This is a genomic window from Parvibaculum sp. (genome assembly GCF_030651915.1).
Taxonomy (GTDB): domain Bacteria; phylum Pseudomonadota; class Alphaproteobacteria; order Parvibaculales; family Parvibaculaceae; genus Parvibaculum.
On record NZ_JAUSBV010000007.1, the window covers coordinates 90,948 to 105,331 of the forward strand.

The following is a 14,384-nucleotide window of genomic DNA, read 5'->3' on the forward strand; positions in this document are numbered from 1 at the left end:
TGAAGGGAGGTTTGCCGATGTTCAATCTGCGCAAGAGGACCGAAATGCCCGCGCCCGGCGAGGCACTTCCCGGCCGCGACTTCGAAATCCCGACCGCCAGCCGCCATTTCGTCAATGGCGCGGCGCTGAAAGGCCCCTATCCGGCGGGCAGCGAGACCGCGTATTTCGGTCTTGGCTGCTTCTGGGGGGCCGAACGCAAATTCTGGCAGACGCCGGGCGTCCTCGTGACGGCGGCGGGCTATGCGGCGGGTCTCACGCCCAATCCGACCTATGAGGAAGTCTGTTCGGGCCGCACCGGCCACAACGAGGTGGTGCTGGTCGTCTTCGACCCGACGAAAATTTCCTACGAGGCGCTGCTGAAGCTGTTCTGGGAAAGCCACAACCCGACGCAAGGCATGCGTCAGGGCAATGATGTCGGCACGCAATATCGCTCCGGCATCTATGTGACGAGCGAAGTGCAGCGCAAATCCGCCGAGGCCTCGCGCGCGGCTTACGCGGCCGAGCTTCAAAAGCGCGGCTTCCCCGGCATCACTACCGAAATCCTCGACGCATCGGCATTCTATTTCGCCGAGGACTACCACCAGCAATATCTGGCGAAAAACCCCAATGGCTATTGCGGCCTGGGCGGCCTCGGGATTTCCTGTCCGGTCGGGATTACGGCGTAAGCGCGTCTTCCACTGCTAGTAAAGCGCCCCGAAAAGGCTGGCATGGTCGTCGGTCCAGAGCGGCGCCTTGTCCCGCCCGCGCACTTGCGTCCATGGCCCCGTGGCGGCGAGGGCGTCAAGCGTGTCGGCGTTGCGCGCCAGCGCCAGCCAGCGTGAGGCATCGGCCATGACCTCGCCCGCGCGTGCCGGGCCGGGGTCGAAATCCTGTTCGAGGCCCGCGAAGCCTGCTTCCGCCGCCGCCCGCGCCGCCACCGGCGCGAGGTCGAGATAGCGGTTCGAGACATGGACCAGAATGACGCCGTCTTCTTTCAACGCTCGTCCGTAGATCGCGAAGGCCTCGCGCGTCAGCAGATGCACCGGCACGGCGTCCGACGAAAAGGCGTCCATCACCAGCAGGTCGAAATGCCCCGCCGGTTCGGCGGCGGTTTTCAGCCTTCCGTCGCCAATGACGATGCGCGCCTCGGGCGTGCAGGCCTCGAGCGCGTGGAAGAAGCGCCGGTCGCGGGCGAGTTCGGCCACCAGCGGGTCGATTTCATAGAAGGTCCAGTCCTGTCCGGGCCGCGCATGGCAGGCCATGCTGCCGATGCCGAGGCCGACAACGCCGATCGTCCCGAAGCGGGGGCCGAGCCCCAGCATCGCCTGACCCAGCGGTCCGCGCGCGTGGTAATAGGTGGCGGGTTCGGGTCTTTCGCGCGTCCGGTCCTGGCGCTCGAAGCCATGCGCCGTGGTGCCGCTCAGAAAATGGAAGCCGCCATGGGTGCGGTCGGCCGTCACCGTGTAGCTGCCGAAAAAGCTGCGCCCGCTCCACACCGTCGTGCCGGTATCGGCGCCGCGATCGGGGCCGGCGAACCAGGCGGCCAGCAGCACGGCCGCCAGTAGCGGCGGAAAGCGCGACAGCAGCAGGAAGCAGAGGCCGGCAATCGCGGCAATGGCGGCAAAGAGCAGCGTCCTTCCGCTCGCCTCGAGCCCTCCCGGATCGGGCAGCGCGGCGATGGCGAGAATGCCGGGGGCAGTGGCGCCCAGCGCACCGGCCAGCCGCAGCGCCCCCTTGCGGCTGGTCAGCACCGCCGTCATGCGGTCCGGCAGCAACAGGCAGGCGGCGGCGATCAGCAGCGGATATTCGAGCGGCCATGAAAAGATCAGCGGCGGCAGGAAAACCGCACCCGCGGTGCCGCAGACGCCGCCAAGCGCCAGGAACAGGTAGAATTCGGTGAGGCGCGCCGGCGCCGGGCGGCGCGCATAAAGCACCGCATGGCAGCACAGTGCCAGCGCCGTGAAGGCCAGCAGATGGGCGGCCAGCAGCCAGCCGAGGCCGGTTTTCGCAAACCACGTCGAGACGACGAGCAGCGCCAGCGCCGGGCCGGCCGCCCACCGCGCATGGGCGAGCCGCGCCGGCCAGCCGGCAAAGGCGGCGATATAGGTGGCGAGATAAAGCGCCAGCGGCAGCACCCAGAGCAGCGGGAAGGCGGCGATGTCGGTGGTCAGATGCGTCGTCACGGCGGCCAGCAGCGCGGTCGGCAGCGCCGCATGGACAAGCCAGCCGGCGCGTTCGGCTGAGGTCCCGCGGCGGTTTTCGGCCACCGCCACGACCTCCGGCGCCGCGCCGCGCGGCGCGGCCAGCGCGGCCAGCCCGGCCAGCACGGTTGCGGCCGCGACGGCGAAATAGAGTGCGCTCCAGAGCCGGCCTTGCGCGCCCAGCGTCAGCGCCGGCTCGATCAGAAAGGGATAGGCGAGAAGGGCGCCCAGCGAGCCGGCATTGCTTGCCGCATAAAGCCAGTAGGGATTGTCCGCCTGCGGATGGTCGCGGCTGGCAAACCAGTGCTGCAGCAGCGGCGCCGTTGCCGCGAGCACGGCGAAGGGAAGGCCGAGATGAAGGATCAGCGTGACGATCAGCGCGCGCGCCGGCGCGGCGGCGATATCGAGGGCGAAATCGGGCCCGATCCCCGGCGGCAGAAACCACGCGGCGCCGATGCCGATGAGCAGCAGATGCAGCGCCATCTGGCCCTTCAGCGGCACATAGAGGCGCAGCAGATGCGCGTAGAGATAGCCCGCCAGCAGCGCGCCCTGGAAAAACACCAGCGCCACCAGCCAGACCGCCGCGGCGCCGCCGGCATGGGGCAGCAGGGCGCGGGCGAAAAAGGGCTGGACCCAGAAAATCAGCACGGCCGAGCCCGCCAGCGTCGCGGCATAAAGCGCGGTCGTGGCGGCGGGCGCGGCAAGGCGCGGCAGAAAGGCGGCGGCGATGTTCATGGCCGCCGATTCTGCGGCCCAAAACTGAACAAAACGTTGTTAATTTGGCCTTAAAGCCCGCCGGCCGCCGTGATTTCGTCGGTGTCCGGCAGCGGCAGCGGCGAGGGCTGCGGGCGGCCATCGATGAAATGGCTGAACTTCCGCAAGCCTTCCACCTGCGCGAAGCCGGTATTGAGAATGACCAGGATCGGCACCGCCAGCACCGCGCCGATCACGCCCCACATCCAGCCCCAGAACACGATCGAGATGAAAACCACCGCCGCGTTGAGCGTGTGCCGCCGTCCCAGCACCGAGGGCGTCACGAATTGCGACTCGACAAGGTTGCAGAGAAAATAGATCAGCGGCACCGCCAGCGCCTGCAACAGGCTGTCAAAGGTGATGAAAGCGGCAAAACCCATCAGGGCGATGCCGGCCAGCGGCCCGGCATAGGGAATATAGTTGAGCAGCATCGCCGCCACGCCCCAGAGCAGCGCGTTCGGCATCCCCAGCGCCCATAGCGCCAGGCCGACGGCGAGGCCGAGGCCGGCATTGATCAGCGTGATCGACAGCAGATAGGTCGAGATTTCGCGTTCGATGCTGAGCAGGAGGCGGCGCGCCCTTTCCTTGTCGGTCAGGCGCCGGGCCGAGCGGATGATGCGGTCGCGCAGCATCTCGCCGGTCGCCAGCAGGAAATAGAGCAGCACGATGAAGATGACGAAGGAGGTGCCCTTCTGGCTCGCCACGTCGATGATCTGCGCCATCGGGCCGGGCTGGCGCATGACGACTTCCTGTGGCGCGTCGACATCCTTGGTCAACTCCTCGACCTGGCGCGAGACCTCGCGCATCGCCTCCACCGGCTTCGACAGTTCGGGCGCGCGCTGCTTTGCCTCCTCGATCGCGGCCGGAATGCGCGTCGCCCATTCGACGGCGGGTTCGGCCAGCATGTAGACGGCGCCGGCAAAGGTGCCGGTCAGCGCCAGCACGACGAGCGCGGCCGAGACGGCTTCGGGCAGGAAGCGGAAAGGCGCGGCCCGCAACAGCGGCATGAAGATGAAGCTGGCGATCACGGCCGCGACGACCGGCGCGACCAGGTTCTGCGCCAGATATGCCGTGTAGAGAAGGGCCAGCACCGCCAGCACCGCCAGCGAGGTTTCGGGCTGCATGGTCAGCGCCCGCGCCGCCGCGCCGCCCGGCAGGGCGGTCCCGGCCTCCCGGCCGCGTTGCGGATCCTGTTCCGTCATCCCTCGGTCCTCAATCCGCCCCGGGGCGACCATAGCGCAATTCGCGGCGCACGGCGCGATTAACGGCGGCGCGGCTTTCTCTTCCACCCTCCCCCATCCTTGGCGGCTTGTCCGCCAAGGCGAACAAGCAGAGGGGGAGGGTCAAACGGACGAAGTCCGTTTGGGGAGGGGTTCTCCGCTCACGGTGGATGGCGCGGGGTGAAGGGAAGAAGAAGGGTTCACGCGGAGGCGCGGAGCCGCAGAGAAGGGAAGAATCTGGCGCTGCGCGCCTAAGAAGCTGCTACGCGTCAGCGGTATGGAATCCCATAAACAAGGACGCCATTGCGAGGAGCGTCAGCGACGAAGCAATCCAGAAAGCGTCAAACACAGAGTTTGTGGCTTTCTGGATTGCTTCGCGGAGCTTGTCCTCGGGATCGCCAAAGGCGATACCCGTGGGCTCGCAATGACGATTTGATTTTTTCGCGCCGAAGGCGCAATCGCTTTCTTCTTCGCGTCTTCGCGTCTTCGCGTGAACCAATCTCTTTCTTCTCTGCGGCTCCGCGTCTCCGCGTGCAAAATCTTCACTTTGCCATGTGCCACGGACATCGCCCGGAGAAAGAGCGAAAGGCCCGCCCGCGGATCAAAAATCCGCCAGCGCCTCGCGGCGGTCGTCGGCTTCGGCGCGCATGGCGGCCTTCATCGCCTTTTGCAGCTTCTCGAAGGCGCGCACCTCGATCTGGCGGACGCGCTCGCGGGAAATCCCGTACTCCTGCGAAAGGTCTTCCAGCGTCGCCGGCTCGTCCTTCAGCCGCCGCTCGGTCAGAATATGCATCTCGCGCTCGTTCAGCGTTTCCATCGCGGCGGCCAGCATTTCGCGGCGCTGGTCGAGTTCCTGTTCCTCGCCAAGCACGGTTTCCTGGTCGGCCGTGTCGTCGACCAGCCAGTCCTGCCACTCGCCGGTCTCCGAGTCCTGCCGCAAGGGCGCGTTCAGCGAATTGTCCGGGCCCGACATGCGCCGGTTCATCGAGATCACTTCGTCTTCGGTGACGCCGAGGCGCTCGGAGATCGTCTTCACCTGGTCGGGATGGAGGTCGCCCTCCTCGATCGCCTGGATCTGGCCCTTCACTTTCCGCAGGTTGAAGAAAAGCTTCTTCTGCGCCGCCGTCGTGCCCATTTTCACCAGCGACCAGCTCCGCAGGATATATTCCTGGATCGAAGCGCGGATCCACCACATCGCATAGGTCGCCAGCCGAAAGCCGCGCTCGGGCTCGAAGCGCTTCACCGCCTGCATCAGCCCGACATTGCCTTCCGAAATCACCTCGCCGATGGGCAGCCCATAGCCGCGATAGCCCATGGCGATCTTGGCGACGAGGCGCAAATGCGAAGTCACCAGCTGATGCGCGGCCTCGGCGTCTTCGTGCTCGCGCCAGCGCTTGGCCAGCATGTATTCCTCCTGCGGCTCCAGCATCGGGAATTTGCGGATTTCCTGCAGGTAGCGCGACAGCGAGCCCTCGGGGTTGGGCGCCGGCGCCAGCCGCGCCACGGCCTTGCCCGGCACCTTGCCGGCGGCCGGCTTGGCCGCCGTTTTGGCGGGCAGCTTGCCTTCCGCCTTGGTCGCCTTGTCCTCGGCCATCATCGAACCCCTTCGTCTCGTGTCTCTCGGCTCTGCCAAGCCAATATCATAGCAAATCGCTCAGGTACCCGGGGACAAGTTGATGTGAAGACCCCCCGGCCAGCCCGCGACAAAACGCCCGCGGAAAAGTCATATGGGGGCGGCGGCGGCGAATAAAAGGGGGGTTTCAGGCCGGAAAGGGGCGCCCGGGCCGCACGCCGGGCCCACGGCCGGGTCCGGTCATGGTGCGGATTGCGACCCTGTCAACGGACCGAAAAACCCGATGATGCGCGTAATGCGGCTCTCGCCGGCATCGAGGAAGGCGATGTCCAGACCCTCGGGCAGCGACGATCCATCCGGCATCGTGAATTTCCACGCGAAGCGTGCGATCCCGTGATGAACATCCACGTCGCTTGTCCGCAAAATACGCGCGCCGGGAATCTTGTCCTGAACGCCGGCGATATGCGCGAGCAGTTCTTCCGCGCCAACGGCATGGACGGTCGGGTCCGTGTAGGTTGCGCCGTCGCTCCAGACCGGCAGCAGCAACGCCCGCCGCCGCCCCGCATCCGCATCGGACCAGGCCGCGCAATATGAATCGATGAGATGCGTCAAAGCCATTCTGTTCTCCTCACGCCGCGTTCCGCTCCAGCGCCATATCGAGCGCCACCCGGTCCCACGGCACTTCGGGCACGATCCGCCGACCGTCGGCCTTGTCGAGGCGCACCAGCCCGTAGCGGGCCATCGTCCGCAGCGTCCGCGAGAGATTGCCCTCGGCGCGGCCCGACAGTTCGGCCAGTTCCTTCAACGAGCCCGGCCGCGCCTTGCGGATCGTTTCCAGCAGAAGCTGATTCTTGCTCGAGAGCACCTGCGCCAGCGATTCAAGCGAGCTGAACCAGACCTTCGGATCGGACGGCGCGGGCTTCAGCGTGCCCCGCGCAATGGCCAGCGTTCGCGCCCGCATTTCGGCACGCGAGGCAATCCCGATCCGCAGCACTTTCTCGGCTTTGCGCCGTTCGGCGTTTCGTTTTGTCAGGGCATCTCTCCCCATTTCGTCATGGCCCGCTTTATGCGGGCCATCCACGACTTTCTATCAACCCATCGGCGTCATTGCGAGCGAAGTGAAGCAATCCAGACGGCCGAATCCAAATCCGCCAGCGCCTGCACGCGGCTGCCCCTCACGCCGCCTTCTTCTTCGCCCGCGCTTCCACATCCACCCGCAAATGCCCCGTCATCGCCTCGAAGATCGCGGCGAGATTGTCCATGCCCGGGTTGCCCCGGGCGGACAGCATGCGGTGCAGGCTTTTCGGCGGGATGCCGGTGAGGTCGGAAAGTTTCTCGAAGCCCAATGTGCCGTTGACGATGTCGCGCAGCATCAGCCGCGCCACTTCCGGCTCGCCGCCGAGAAACACCGTCACCGCTTCCGCGAGAGCCCCGCGCGCGAAAGCGGGCTCGCGGCGCAGCCGCGCAACGATCGTTTCGCTGGCATCGCAGGTCAAATTTGGTCTCATCATTGATCTCGACGAAGAATGGCGCCAAGGAAGTGTTTGACGGTTTTACGAAGCTTGTCGAGATTCTTTGTTTCACACTCCCACACTATGAGGCATTTCCAGCCTTCAGCCCGAAGCAACTTCTTGTGCTCAGCGTCTCGTTCCACATTTCGCTTGAACTTTTCATGCCAGTACGACGTGTTCGACTTTGGCGGCCGTCCATCAGAGCACTTTGGATCATCATGCTGGTGCCAGAAACATCCGTGTACAAAGATCACCTTCTTCCGTGAGGGAAAAACAAGATCGGGCTTTCCCGGCAGGTCTTTCCGGTGAAGCCGGTAGCGGTAGCCCATCCCGTGAACGAGGCGCCGGACGGCCATTTCCGGCTTCATATCCTTGCTTCTAATCCGCCGCATGTTTTCGCTGCGGCGTTCGGGGCTGATCTTGTCCGCCATAATCAGACCTTGAAGCCAGCCTTCCTTGCAGCCGCCTTCTCTTCTTTGCTGGTAACCCGGTATGAGATGTAGTCGCCTCTACTGTTCAGGCGTAGCCCTAAGCGGGCAATCAGATCTCTTTGCGGTTTCATCGTTCCGCAAAGAAGTAGAATGCCTTCATCTGCGAGGCGGTCGCGAGCACCCCGGCCGCTATCGGCCCGGATTCGCCGTGTGAAGTCCTTCTGCCGTGCCACGGCATCGACTACATCGCGTGAAATTGCCGTCTCTTGAACTGCGCGAAAGAGCGCGACAACACGATCATTGCCGCTTGCGCCGGAAAAGATTTCGGTCGCTGTCTTCGGTGACAACGTCCGCCAGAAATTCTTGGGATAGGGTTCTCCGCAGAGGAGCCACAGAATGTGCGAAAATCCCACCTTCGAAAGACTCTTCTTTGCGTCTCTATTGCCGCCGGCGGTCAGGTATTCAGGCTTGGCTACGACCAGCCCCAAATAGCACTTAGCCTGCACTTCGTCGGCAGCGACCAGGATGCATATGTGATTTACCGCTTCCGATGGGATCATCCAGTTGGGACCCATCGTATGCTTGATGTCGGCGTCGTATCCGGCGACCACCGTATCTAGGCGCCCTCTCGGTAGACTCAGAAGCGCGCGGAGCATGATCTCCACACGAGTGCCGATATAAGTCTTTTCGGTCTTTTCGAGCTCTTCGTATGATCTCCGGCCTGTCTTGGGCGTCTGAATGACGTCGTCGATGCAGCCCCGTAGCATCTTCGGAATTTCGATTTTCAGTGCATCCAAGCCTCCTGCCCGTTGCAAAATCTCCTCTGCAACGGCGCTCAGCTTTGTATGGTCGGGGTGGCCTCGCTGGACCAAGCTCGGAGGGACATTCTTCATGCGCCAAAGCTATATGGCGCAAAAGAGGAATCCCAGCGGTTCCTGACGGGCTTGCTTAAGCAGTGCGGCGCCGGGCGCGGCTATTGCTTTGCAATGCAGCCAGTATGTTTCCGGCAACCGCTTGAGCGACGGGCGGCGGAAAAGCGTTTCCAACCTGCCTGTAGGCAGCCGTTTTCCGGCCAACGAAATGCCAGTCATCCGGAAAGCCCTGCAACCGGGCCACCATCGGAACGGTGAGACGCGGCATGCCGACAAAATCCCGCTCTGGCGCCGTATCGGCAATCGTCATGCCGTTCACGCCCAACGCGGCCCATGCCTTCTTGGCACGGGTGGGGCCAAGGTCCGGCCCTCCGTGTTTCTTCGAGCCGCCAACGACGGTCGGCGCAATCTCGCTGGCACGTGCCGCCCATGTCTTTGCGCCCCGCCACCCGCCCGCCGCCATCAGGTCAACCAGTGTTTCGCCGACGGTTTTGGCCCTGTGTGGCATGATCCCGGGCCATTCAAACGCCTCGAAACGGTTTGCTTCAATCGCAACGATGGCAACGCGGGGCCGCAACTGAGGGACGCCGAAATCCGACGCGTTCAACAGCTTCCAGTCCGTGACGTAACCGAGTTTCTTGAGTTGGATTCTCAGTTCTTCACGATATTCCTTGAATACCGGATCCAAGAATCCGCGAACATTCTCAATCATGACGGCTCTGGGGCGTGCGGCATCAATGATATCGAGCGCATCCGGAAACAGATTGCGTTCGTCGCGTGCGCCGAGCTGCTTGCCTGCTACCGAGAAGGGCGGGCAGGGAAGCCCGCCAGCGACCAGATCGACACCTTTGTAGTCAGACGCCCGTTCCTTGAAGAGCTTCAAATCCTCTTCCTGCACGTTCCATTCAGGCCGGTTGTGCCGGAGGGTTGCGCAGCAATGAGGATCAATCTCGACCAATGCTTCGTGCTCGAATCCCGCCATTTCAAGACCGAGGGCTTGGCCGCCCGCGCCTGCGCATAGCTCGATCGATGTCAACATGTTGGATGTTTTCCCCTCGTGTCCGCTAAATCTAGAGGTGATGAAGAACAGAGTCACCGGCGAAATTTGTTCTTATTTTGTTCTTTCTTTGCCGAGAATGCAACATCGATTTATGGGGCGGGAGAGAAAAATTTTGTGAGGGGCGCCAAGGTTACTGCTCCTTCCATATCTTGCCAAAGCAGAACTCTGTGAACGGATTAAACCGTCCCTCACCCCTCCAACGCCTCGACCAACGCCCGCATATCCGCCGGCAGTTCCGCATCAAAGCTCATCTTCTCCCCCGTCACCGGATGCTCGAAGCCCAGGTGATGCGCGTGCAGCGCCTGGCGCCCGAGACGCTCCAGCGCGATTTGTGCGTCCACGGAGAGTTTCGACTTGCGGCTTTTCATCCCCGTGCCATAGGTCGGGTCGCCCAGCAACGGGTGGCCGATCGCGGTCATGTGGACGCGGATCTGGTGGGTGCGGCCGGTTTCGAGGCGGCATTCGACTTGCGCCACCAGCCCGCCGGCATATGCCGCCTTCACCGCGTAATGCGTGATGGCGATGCGGCCGCCGCGCTTGTCGTTTTTCTGCTCGGCATCGCGCGGCGTCACCGTCGCCATCTTGACGCGGTTATGCGCGGCGCGCGCGATGTTGGCGTCCACCGTGCCGCGCTTCGGCGCCGGCACGCCCCAGGTGAGCGCGGTATAGGCGCGCGCGAGCTTGCCGTCGCGGCCATGCGCGGCGAATTGCAGCGAGAGGCCCTTATGCGCGCGGTCGGTTTTCGCCACCACCATCAGCCCGCTCGTCTCCTTGTCGAGCCGGTGGACAATGCCGGGCCGCCGCTCGCCGCCGATGCCGGAAAGCGTTTCCCCGCAATGCGCGACCAGCGCGTTCACCAGCGTCATGTCGGCATTGCCGGGCCCCGGATGCACCACAAGCCCCGCCGGCTTCATCACCACGATCAGCGCGTCGTCCTCATAGACGATCTCGAGCGGGATCGCCTGTCCCTCCGGCTTTGCTGCCACGGGCGGCGGCAGCACCACGCGCCAGCGCTCGCCTTCCTTCACCCGTCGCGCCGGCTCGGCCACCGGCCTGGCGCCGGCGCCGGGGCCTTCCAGCGTCACATGGCCTTCCTCGATCAATTGCCGCAGGCGCGCGCGCGAAGGCGCGGCGCTTCCTTCCTTGTCCTGCAATGTGTCGGTAAGATACTTGTCGAGCCGCGCGCCGGCCGCTTCGGCCGCCACGGTCACCACATGCATGTCTTCGAGGTCAGGAGCGTTTTTCATCATGGGCGAGGATACAACATCGGGACGCGATTTGCCGCCGCCCACCGGCCTCAACACGCCTGAAAACATCCGGCGGCTGAAATTCGTGGTCGCCGGCCTCGGGGCGCTGATGGTGCTGGGCTTCCTTGTCGTCGTGGTCACCATCGCCAATCGGGCCTCGACGCTCGGCGGCGAGGAGCGCGTGGCCGCGCCTTCGGGCGGGCGCTTCGGCGTCTCGGAGGTCGCCGTCGCGCCGGGCGAGCGCGTCCGCGAAATCGTGCCGCTCGATGGCGACCGGCTGGCCGTTCACCTGGCGTCGGAGCGCGCCGAAAGCATTCTGATCCTCCATGCCCGCAGCGGCCAGGAGCTCGGCCGCATCCACCTCGTTCCCCAATCCGGCTTCGCCTCGCGGGAGTAGGCGAGGCGACGGCGAGAAGAAACAACCGTCATTGCGAGTGAAGGCGGGAGCAAGCCGGAAGCGCCGAGCGCGCGGCGCGGCTGAAAGATTTTGCACGCGGAGACGCGGAGGCGCGGAAAGAGAAGAAGGAAGAAGGGACTCACGCAGAGGCGCAGAGACGCAGAGGTGCCGAAGGCGCGGACCGGATGTCGCGACACCGCAAGCGCCGGCTGTGCGACACGGCTGAGAAATTTTGCACGCGAAGGCGCGAAGACGCGAAGAAGGTTTGATGGCGCTTCGCGCCGGAAGATTCTTCGCGCCGCAGGCGCAATCATTGAAACGATACCGGCACAGCCGGACTCAAGGGCACAGCACCTCTGCGTCTCTGCGCCTCTGCGTGAGTCCCTTCTTTCTTCTTCGCGTCTTCGCGCCTTCGCGTGAAATTCTTCTTCTCCGCGCCTCCGCGTCTCCGCGTGCAAATTTCTCGGCGGCGCCGCACAGCCGGCGCTTGCGGTGTCGCGACATCCGGTCCGCGCCTTCGACCCCTCTGCGTCTCTGCGCCTCTGCGTGAGTCCCTTCTCTTCCTCTTCTTCGCGGCCACCCCGAACCCCGGGGATAAGTTTTTTCGCCGCCCGCGCGCATCGCGGTCGCGGCGGCCAAAGCGGCATGGTCGTCAAAACCGGGGATATCTTTTTCGCCGTCCGCCGCACCCCGCATCCGCCCCCCCCGGGGATAAGTGCCTCCGAAACCGGGGATTACTTTTTTTCGCGCGCCCTCGGCCGGCCCCGCATCGGCATTTGTGACAGTTTTATGACAGTTCCGTGACAGAGGGGGGGTCTGCGGCTGCGCCGCTGTGTGCGCGCGCCGCGGAATCGGCCGCAAGCCTTTGGCCGCGCTCGGTTTTCCGGCGCGGGGGGAGATTTGTGACAGAACGATGACAGTCAGCCGCCAGATTGTGCCGCGCAAGCGCCGGCATTCTGCGGTCAAGCGTCTGAAATCATTCGGATTTTCGGGGGAGGGGAGGGACCGCCAGCGCCGGGGGAGGAGGGAGGATGGCGCTGGCGGTAATCTGAAGACGACGGTCGGGGAGGAGGTCGACCGGCGTTTCGTGAGTTGAATATCGGACTTCCGTGACAGATTGTCAACGGGATTTTTTGTGCGTTGCAATAAATTCACATAGCTTGCGATGCGTCTGAAACGCACCGTAAGTCATTGATATACCCTGCGTAATTTGGAACAATGCGGAGCGAAAATCCGCGTTTTATCGCCGGGTGCGGTCGAATGACGCAGTGCAAGCGGGTGATATTAGGGTCGGTGCCCTAGGCTTTTTTGGGGAGGGCTTGCGCGGCTTTCCGAACCGTCATAGAAGGAGCGCCGCCTGCTCCGTCCCCTTCGTCTAGCGGTCAGGACGTCGCCCTCTCACGGCGAAAACAGGGGTTCGATTCCCCTAGGGGATACCACCCAATCCAAAAACTCGTTGTTTTCTGCGCCTTTCAGAATGAAAATGGTCGCACTCAAAATCTGGTGCGACCATTTTCCTTCGCGCTGTGTTCTCGCTATTCCCCGCGACTGAACTTCTTCATGGCGCTTTTCGCCATGACCTTTTGCTGCGCGGCGGCGACATAGCGCTGCACCTCGGCCAGAGTCTGGTGGCCCGTGATCGCCATGATTTCGCTCGCCGAGCAGCCATTTTCCGCTAAGCGAGCGGCCGCAGCTTTACGAAGCCCGTGCGCCGAGCAACGGGGCAAGCCGGCCTCGTCGCATCGCTCGCGGAACCAGTTGCCGAAGCCGGCTGCGGTGAAGCCGTTCTCGAACGAAGTGACAAGGAACGTGAGGCGCCCCGTCGGCGAGGCGTCTAAAATCCGTTGCAGGTCCGGAATGACTGGTATCGAGATCGTCACCGGTGCCCGCTTGTGATTTTTTCTCTGCGTGAGGGTAAGCCAGCCTTCCCTCACATGTTGCCGGCCCATCAGCACCACGTCCGATCGGCGCTGTGCCGTATAGAGGAGCAATGCCAGGGCAAGGCGGGCTTTGGTTCCGACAGGGTGCCGGGCCTCGAACTGCTCGACTTCCTCGAGCGTCCAGCTGTGCCAGCCGCCGCCCTTGCTTTTCAGTTTTGGGATCTCGGCCGCCGGATTCTTTTCAACCAGGCCTTCCGCCAGCGCGCATTTGAAAACTTGCTTCAAGGCCTTCAGACGGCTGTTCGCCGCCTCGGGCGTCTTGCTCTTTTCATCGCGAAGCGCACGGATGTGCTTCGGCTCGATCCGCGCATAGGGCTTGCTTCCGTGCTGCCGGCAAACTGCCTCCAGTATCCTGCGGCGGGTACGCTGCGTGCCCGGATCGAGCTGTTCGAACTCTGCGCTGCCGTAGTATTTCCTGACCAGCCATTCGAGAGAATCTGTCGGCAGTCTTTCCGCCGATTTCTTCACTGCCGAGTTACCGGCAAGGGCCTCGTTATATGCGCGAAGAAACTCGTCAGACCCAGGCTCGCCGCGGAGCCGGACCATCGGTCGCGAGCGATCGCGGCGGAAATAATACCGGCGGTTGCCGTGCCGGTCCTTGTCGCAGAGGACATATTTCAGTTTCACGCGCATAAGCTATCCCAAGGATTTTCTGAAGAGCTTTCCTCGCCCAGCGTATCGAATGCGGCGTCGAGAGCAAGCCGATCCCAGACGACACAGCCGTCGATTTTCTTCGCCTTCGGAAGCTTCCCAGCCGCGACAAGCTCGAAAAACTTCGATTTGCCGACCCCGATGTAGAGCGCAGCTTCTGGCGCCCGAAGGCCGCGCGGAGTCCATGCGTTCGTGCTCATGTGATACCTCCGCGCGCCTCGATTTACTCTGCTGCCGGTGAGATCGCCGCCCTGACCTCGGCAAGGCATACGTCATGAAAATCCTGCGGGTCTGTGCCCAGCTGCATGCCGCAGTGAATCGTGATGGCTGCGACCGAACGAGGCGGAAGCTGCGGCAGCACAATGCCAATTGCCAGAAAGAGCTCGCGTCGGCTCGACGAGTCGAAGGCCATCGCGTAGTTGTCTGTCTTCACGATCAGTTCCCACGGATCGTCCTGCCTCAGATTCCCGAGCAGTTCAAAGCAGACGTGGTCGTAGATGCTCAGCAACTCTTTGTTGCCCTGTGTGATACCCATCTTCTTCTCCTTCA

16 protein-coding genes and 1 tRNA gene are annotated in these 14,384 nt (G+C 63.6%); 3 read left to right on the plus strand and 14 right to left on the minus strand.

Translation table 11 applies throughout. The annotated features are described in order from the left end of the window. Positions 1-17 precede the first annotated feature (17 nt). The gene (gene msrA / locus Q7V31_RS10920; protein ID WP_304734200.1) at positions 18-665 is read left to right on the plus strand and encodes a peptide-methionine (S)-S-oxide reductase MsrA; all 648 of its coding nucleotides are present in this window, start codon (positions 18-20) and stop codon (positions 663-665) included. Between the two features lie 15 nt (positions 666-680). Here the strand turns inward: msrA and Q7V31_RS10925 are convergent, their stop codons facing one another. The 11 genes from Q7V31_RS10925 to Q7V31_RS10975 all read right to left on the minus strand — a co-directional run bounded on the left by Q7V31_RS10925 (position 681) and on the right by Q7V31_RS10975 (position 10,847). After that, complete coding sequence (locus Q7V31_RS10925) at positions 681-2,915, minus strand: spermidine synthase (protein ID WP_304734202.1); 2,235 nt, start codon at positions 2,913-2,915, stop codon at positions 681-683. A 50-nt stretch (positions 2,916-2,965) separates the two neighbouring features. Beyond that, positions 2,966-4,135, minus strand: a complete 1,170-nt coding sequence (locus Q7V31_RS10930) for an AI-2E family transporter (protein WP_304734203.1) — start codon at positions 4,133-4,135, stop codon at positions 2,966-2,968. A gap of 280 nt (positions 4,136-4,415) precedes the next feature. Then, positions 4,416-4,652 (minus strand): hypothetical protein, encoded by a 237-nt coding sequence (locus Q7V31_RS10935; protein WP_304734205.1) that lies wholly within the window; start codon positions 4,650-4,652, stop codon positions 4,416-4,418. 102 nt (positions 4,653-4,754) lie between these two features. Then, positions 4,755-5,657, minus strand: coding sequence for an RNA polymerase sigma factor RpoH (gene rpoH / locus Q7V31_RS10940; protein WP_370690654.1), 903 nt, complete (start codon positions 5,655-5,657; stop codon positions 4,755-4,757). A gap of 309 nt (positions 5,658-5,966) precedes the next feature. Then, entirely contained in the window at positions 5,967-6,344 is a 378-nt protein-coding gene (locus tag Q7V31_RS10945; RefSeq protein WP_304734209.1) for a hypothetical protein, read from the minus strand. 10 nt (positions 6,345-6,354) lie between these two features. Beyond that, positions 6,355-6,774 (minus strand): helix-turn-helix domain-containing protein, encoded by a 420-nt coding sequence (locus Q7V31_RS10950; protein WP_304734210.1) that lies wholly within the window; start codon positions 6,772-6,774, stop codon positions 6,355-6,357. A gap of 127 nt (positions 6,775-6,901) precedes the next feature. Continuing rightward, the gene (locus tag Q7V31_RS10955) at positions 6,902-7,234 is read right to left on the minus strand and encodes a DNA-binding protein (RefSeq protein ID WP_304734212.1); all 333 of its coding nucleotides are present in this window, start codon (positions 7,232-7,234) and stop codon (positions 6,902-6,904) included. Continuing rightward, on the minus strand, positions 7,234-7,668 hold the full coding sequence (locus tag Q7V31_RS10960) for a very short patch repair endonuclease (RefSeq protein ID WP_304734213.1): 435 nt from the start codon (positions 7,666-7,668) through the stop codon (positions 7,234-7,236). The genes Q7V31_RS10955 and Q7V31_RS10960 overlap by 1 nt, the downstream gene beginning before the upstream one ends. 2 nt (positions 7,669-7,670) lie before the next feature. Beyond that, positions 7,671-8,465 (minus strand): NaeI family type II restriction endonuclease, encoded by a 795-nt coding sequence (locus Q7V31_RS10965; RefSeq protein WP_304734214.1) that lies wholly within the window; start codon positions 8,463-8,465, stop codon positions 7,671-7,673. 151 nt (positions 8,466-8,616) lie between these two features. After that, the gene (locus tag Q7V31_RS10970; RefSeq protein ID WP_304734217.1) at positions 8,617-9,579 is read right to left on the minus strand and encodes a DNA cytosine methyltransferase; all 963 of its coding nucleotides are present in this window, start codon (positions 9,577-9,579) and stop codon (positions 8,617-8,619) included. A 209-nt stretch (positions 9,580-9,788) separates the two neighbouring features. Continuing rightward, the gene (locus Q7V31_RS10975; RefSeq protein WP_370690655.1) at positions 9,789-10,847 is read right to left on the minus strand and encodes an RluA family pseudouridine synthase; all 1,059 of its coding nucleotides are present in this window, start codon (positions 10,845-10,847) and stop codon (positions 9,789-9,791) included. Position 10,848: 1 nt separating this feature from the next. Between Q7V31_RS10975 and Q7V31_RS10980 the strand changes: the two genes are divergently transcribed. Continuing rightward, the gene (locus Q7V31_RS10980) at positions 10,849-11,244 is read left to right on the plus strand and encodes a hypothetical protein (protein ID WP_304734222.1); all 396 of its coding nucleotides are present in this window, start codon (positions 10,849-10,851) and stop codon (positions 11,242-11,244) included. Between the two features lie 1,364 nt (positions 11,245-12,608). Next, positions 12,609-12,683: transfer RNA gene (locus tag Q7V31_RS10985), tRNA-Glu, on the plus strand. A gap of 96 nt (positions 12,684-12,779) precedes the next feature. Here the strand turns inward: Q7V31_RS10985 and xerC are convergent. From xerC to Q7V31_RS11000, 3 genes are read right to left on the minus strand one after another with little or no spacing between them, the layout of a single operon-like run. Continuing rightward, on the minus strand, positions 12,780-13,817 hold the full coding sequence (xerC, locus tag Q7V31_RS10990) for a tyrosine recombinase XerC (RefSeq protein ID WP_304734223.1): 1,038 nt from the start codon (positions 13,815-13,817) through the stop codon (positions 12,780-12,782). After that, positions 13,808-14,035 (minus strand): hypothetical protein, encoded by a 228-nt coding sequence (locus tag Q7V31_RS10995; protein WP_304734226.1) that lies wholly within the window; start codon positions 14,033-14,035, stop codon positions 13,808-13,810. The genes xerC and Q7V31_RS10995 overlap by 10 nt, the downstream gene beginning before the upstream one ends. Before the next feature lie 23 nt (positions 14,036-14,058). After that, a complete protein-coding gene (locus Q7V31_RS11000) occupies positions 14,059-14,370 on the minus strand; it encodes a hypothetical protein (protein WP_304734227.1) in 312 nt (103 codons plus the stop codon). Positions 14,371-14,384: the final 14 nt, after the last annotated feature.

Coding starts and splice junctions, on each gene's coding strand:
- msrA (WP_304734200.1), top strand. CDS start 18: ATGTTCAATCTGCGCAAGAGGACCGAAATGCCCGCGCCCGGCGAGGCA.
- Q7V31_RS10925 (WP_304734202.1), bottom strand. CDS start 2,915: ATGAACATCGCCGCCGCCTTTCTGCCGCGCCTTGCCGCGCCCGCCGCC.
- Q7V31_RS10930 (WP_304734203.1), bottom strand. CDS start 4,135: ATGACGGAACAGGATCCGCAACGCGGCCGGGAGGCCGGGACCGCCCTG.
- Q7V31_RS10945 (WP_304734209.1), bottom strand. CDS start 6,344: ATGGCTTTGACGCATCTCATCGATTCATATTGCGCGGCCTGGTCCGAT.
- Q7V31_RS10950 (WP_304734210.1), bottom strand. CDS start 6,774: ATGGGGAGAGATGCCCTGACAAAACGAAACGCCGAACGGCGCAAAGCC.
- Q7V31_RS10955 (WP_304734212.1), bottom strand. CDS start 7,234: ATGAGACCAAATTTGACCTGCGATGCCAGCGAAACGATCGTTGCGCGG.
- Q7V31_RS10960 (WP_304734213.1), bottom strand. CDS start 7,668: ATGGCGGACAAGATCAGCCCCGAACGCCGCAGCGAAAACATGCGGCGG.
- Q7V31_RS10970 (WP_304734217.1), bottom strand. CDS start 9,579: ATGTTGACATCGATCGAGCTATGCGCAGGCGCGGGCGGCCAAGCCCTC.
- Q7V31_RS10975 (WP_370690655.1), bottom strand. CDS start 10,847: ATGAAAAACGCTCCTGACCTCGAAGACATGCATGTGGTGACCGTGGCG.
- Q7V31_RS10980 (WP_304734222.1), top strand. CDS start 10,849: ATGGGCGAGGATACAACATCGGGACGCGATTTGCCGCCGCCCACCGGC.
- xerC (WP_304734223.1), bottom strand. CDS start 13,817: ATGCGCGTGAAACTGAAATATGTCCTCTGCGACAAGGACCGGCACGGC.
- Q7V31_RS10995 (WP_304734226.1), bottom strand. CDS start 14,035: ATGAGCACGAACGCATGGACTCCGCGCGGCCTTCGGGCGCCAGAAGCT.
- Q7V31_RS11000 (WP_304734227.1), bottom strand. CDS start 14,370: ATGGGTATCACACAGGGCAACAAAGAGTTGCTGAGCATCTACGACCAC.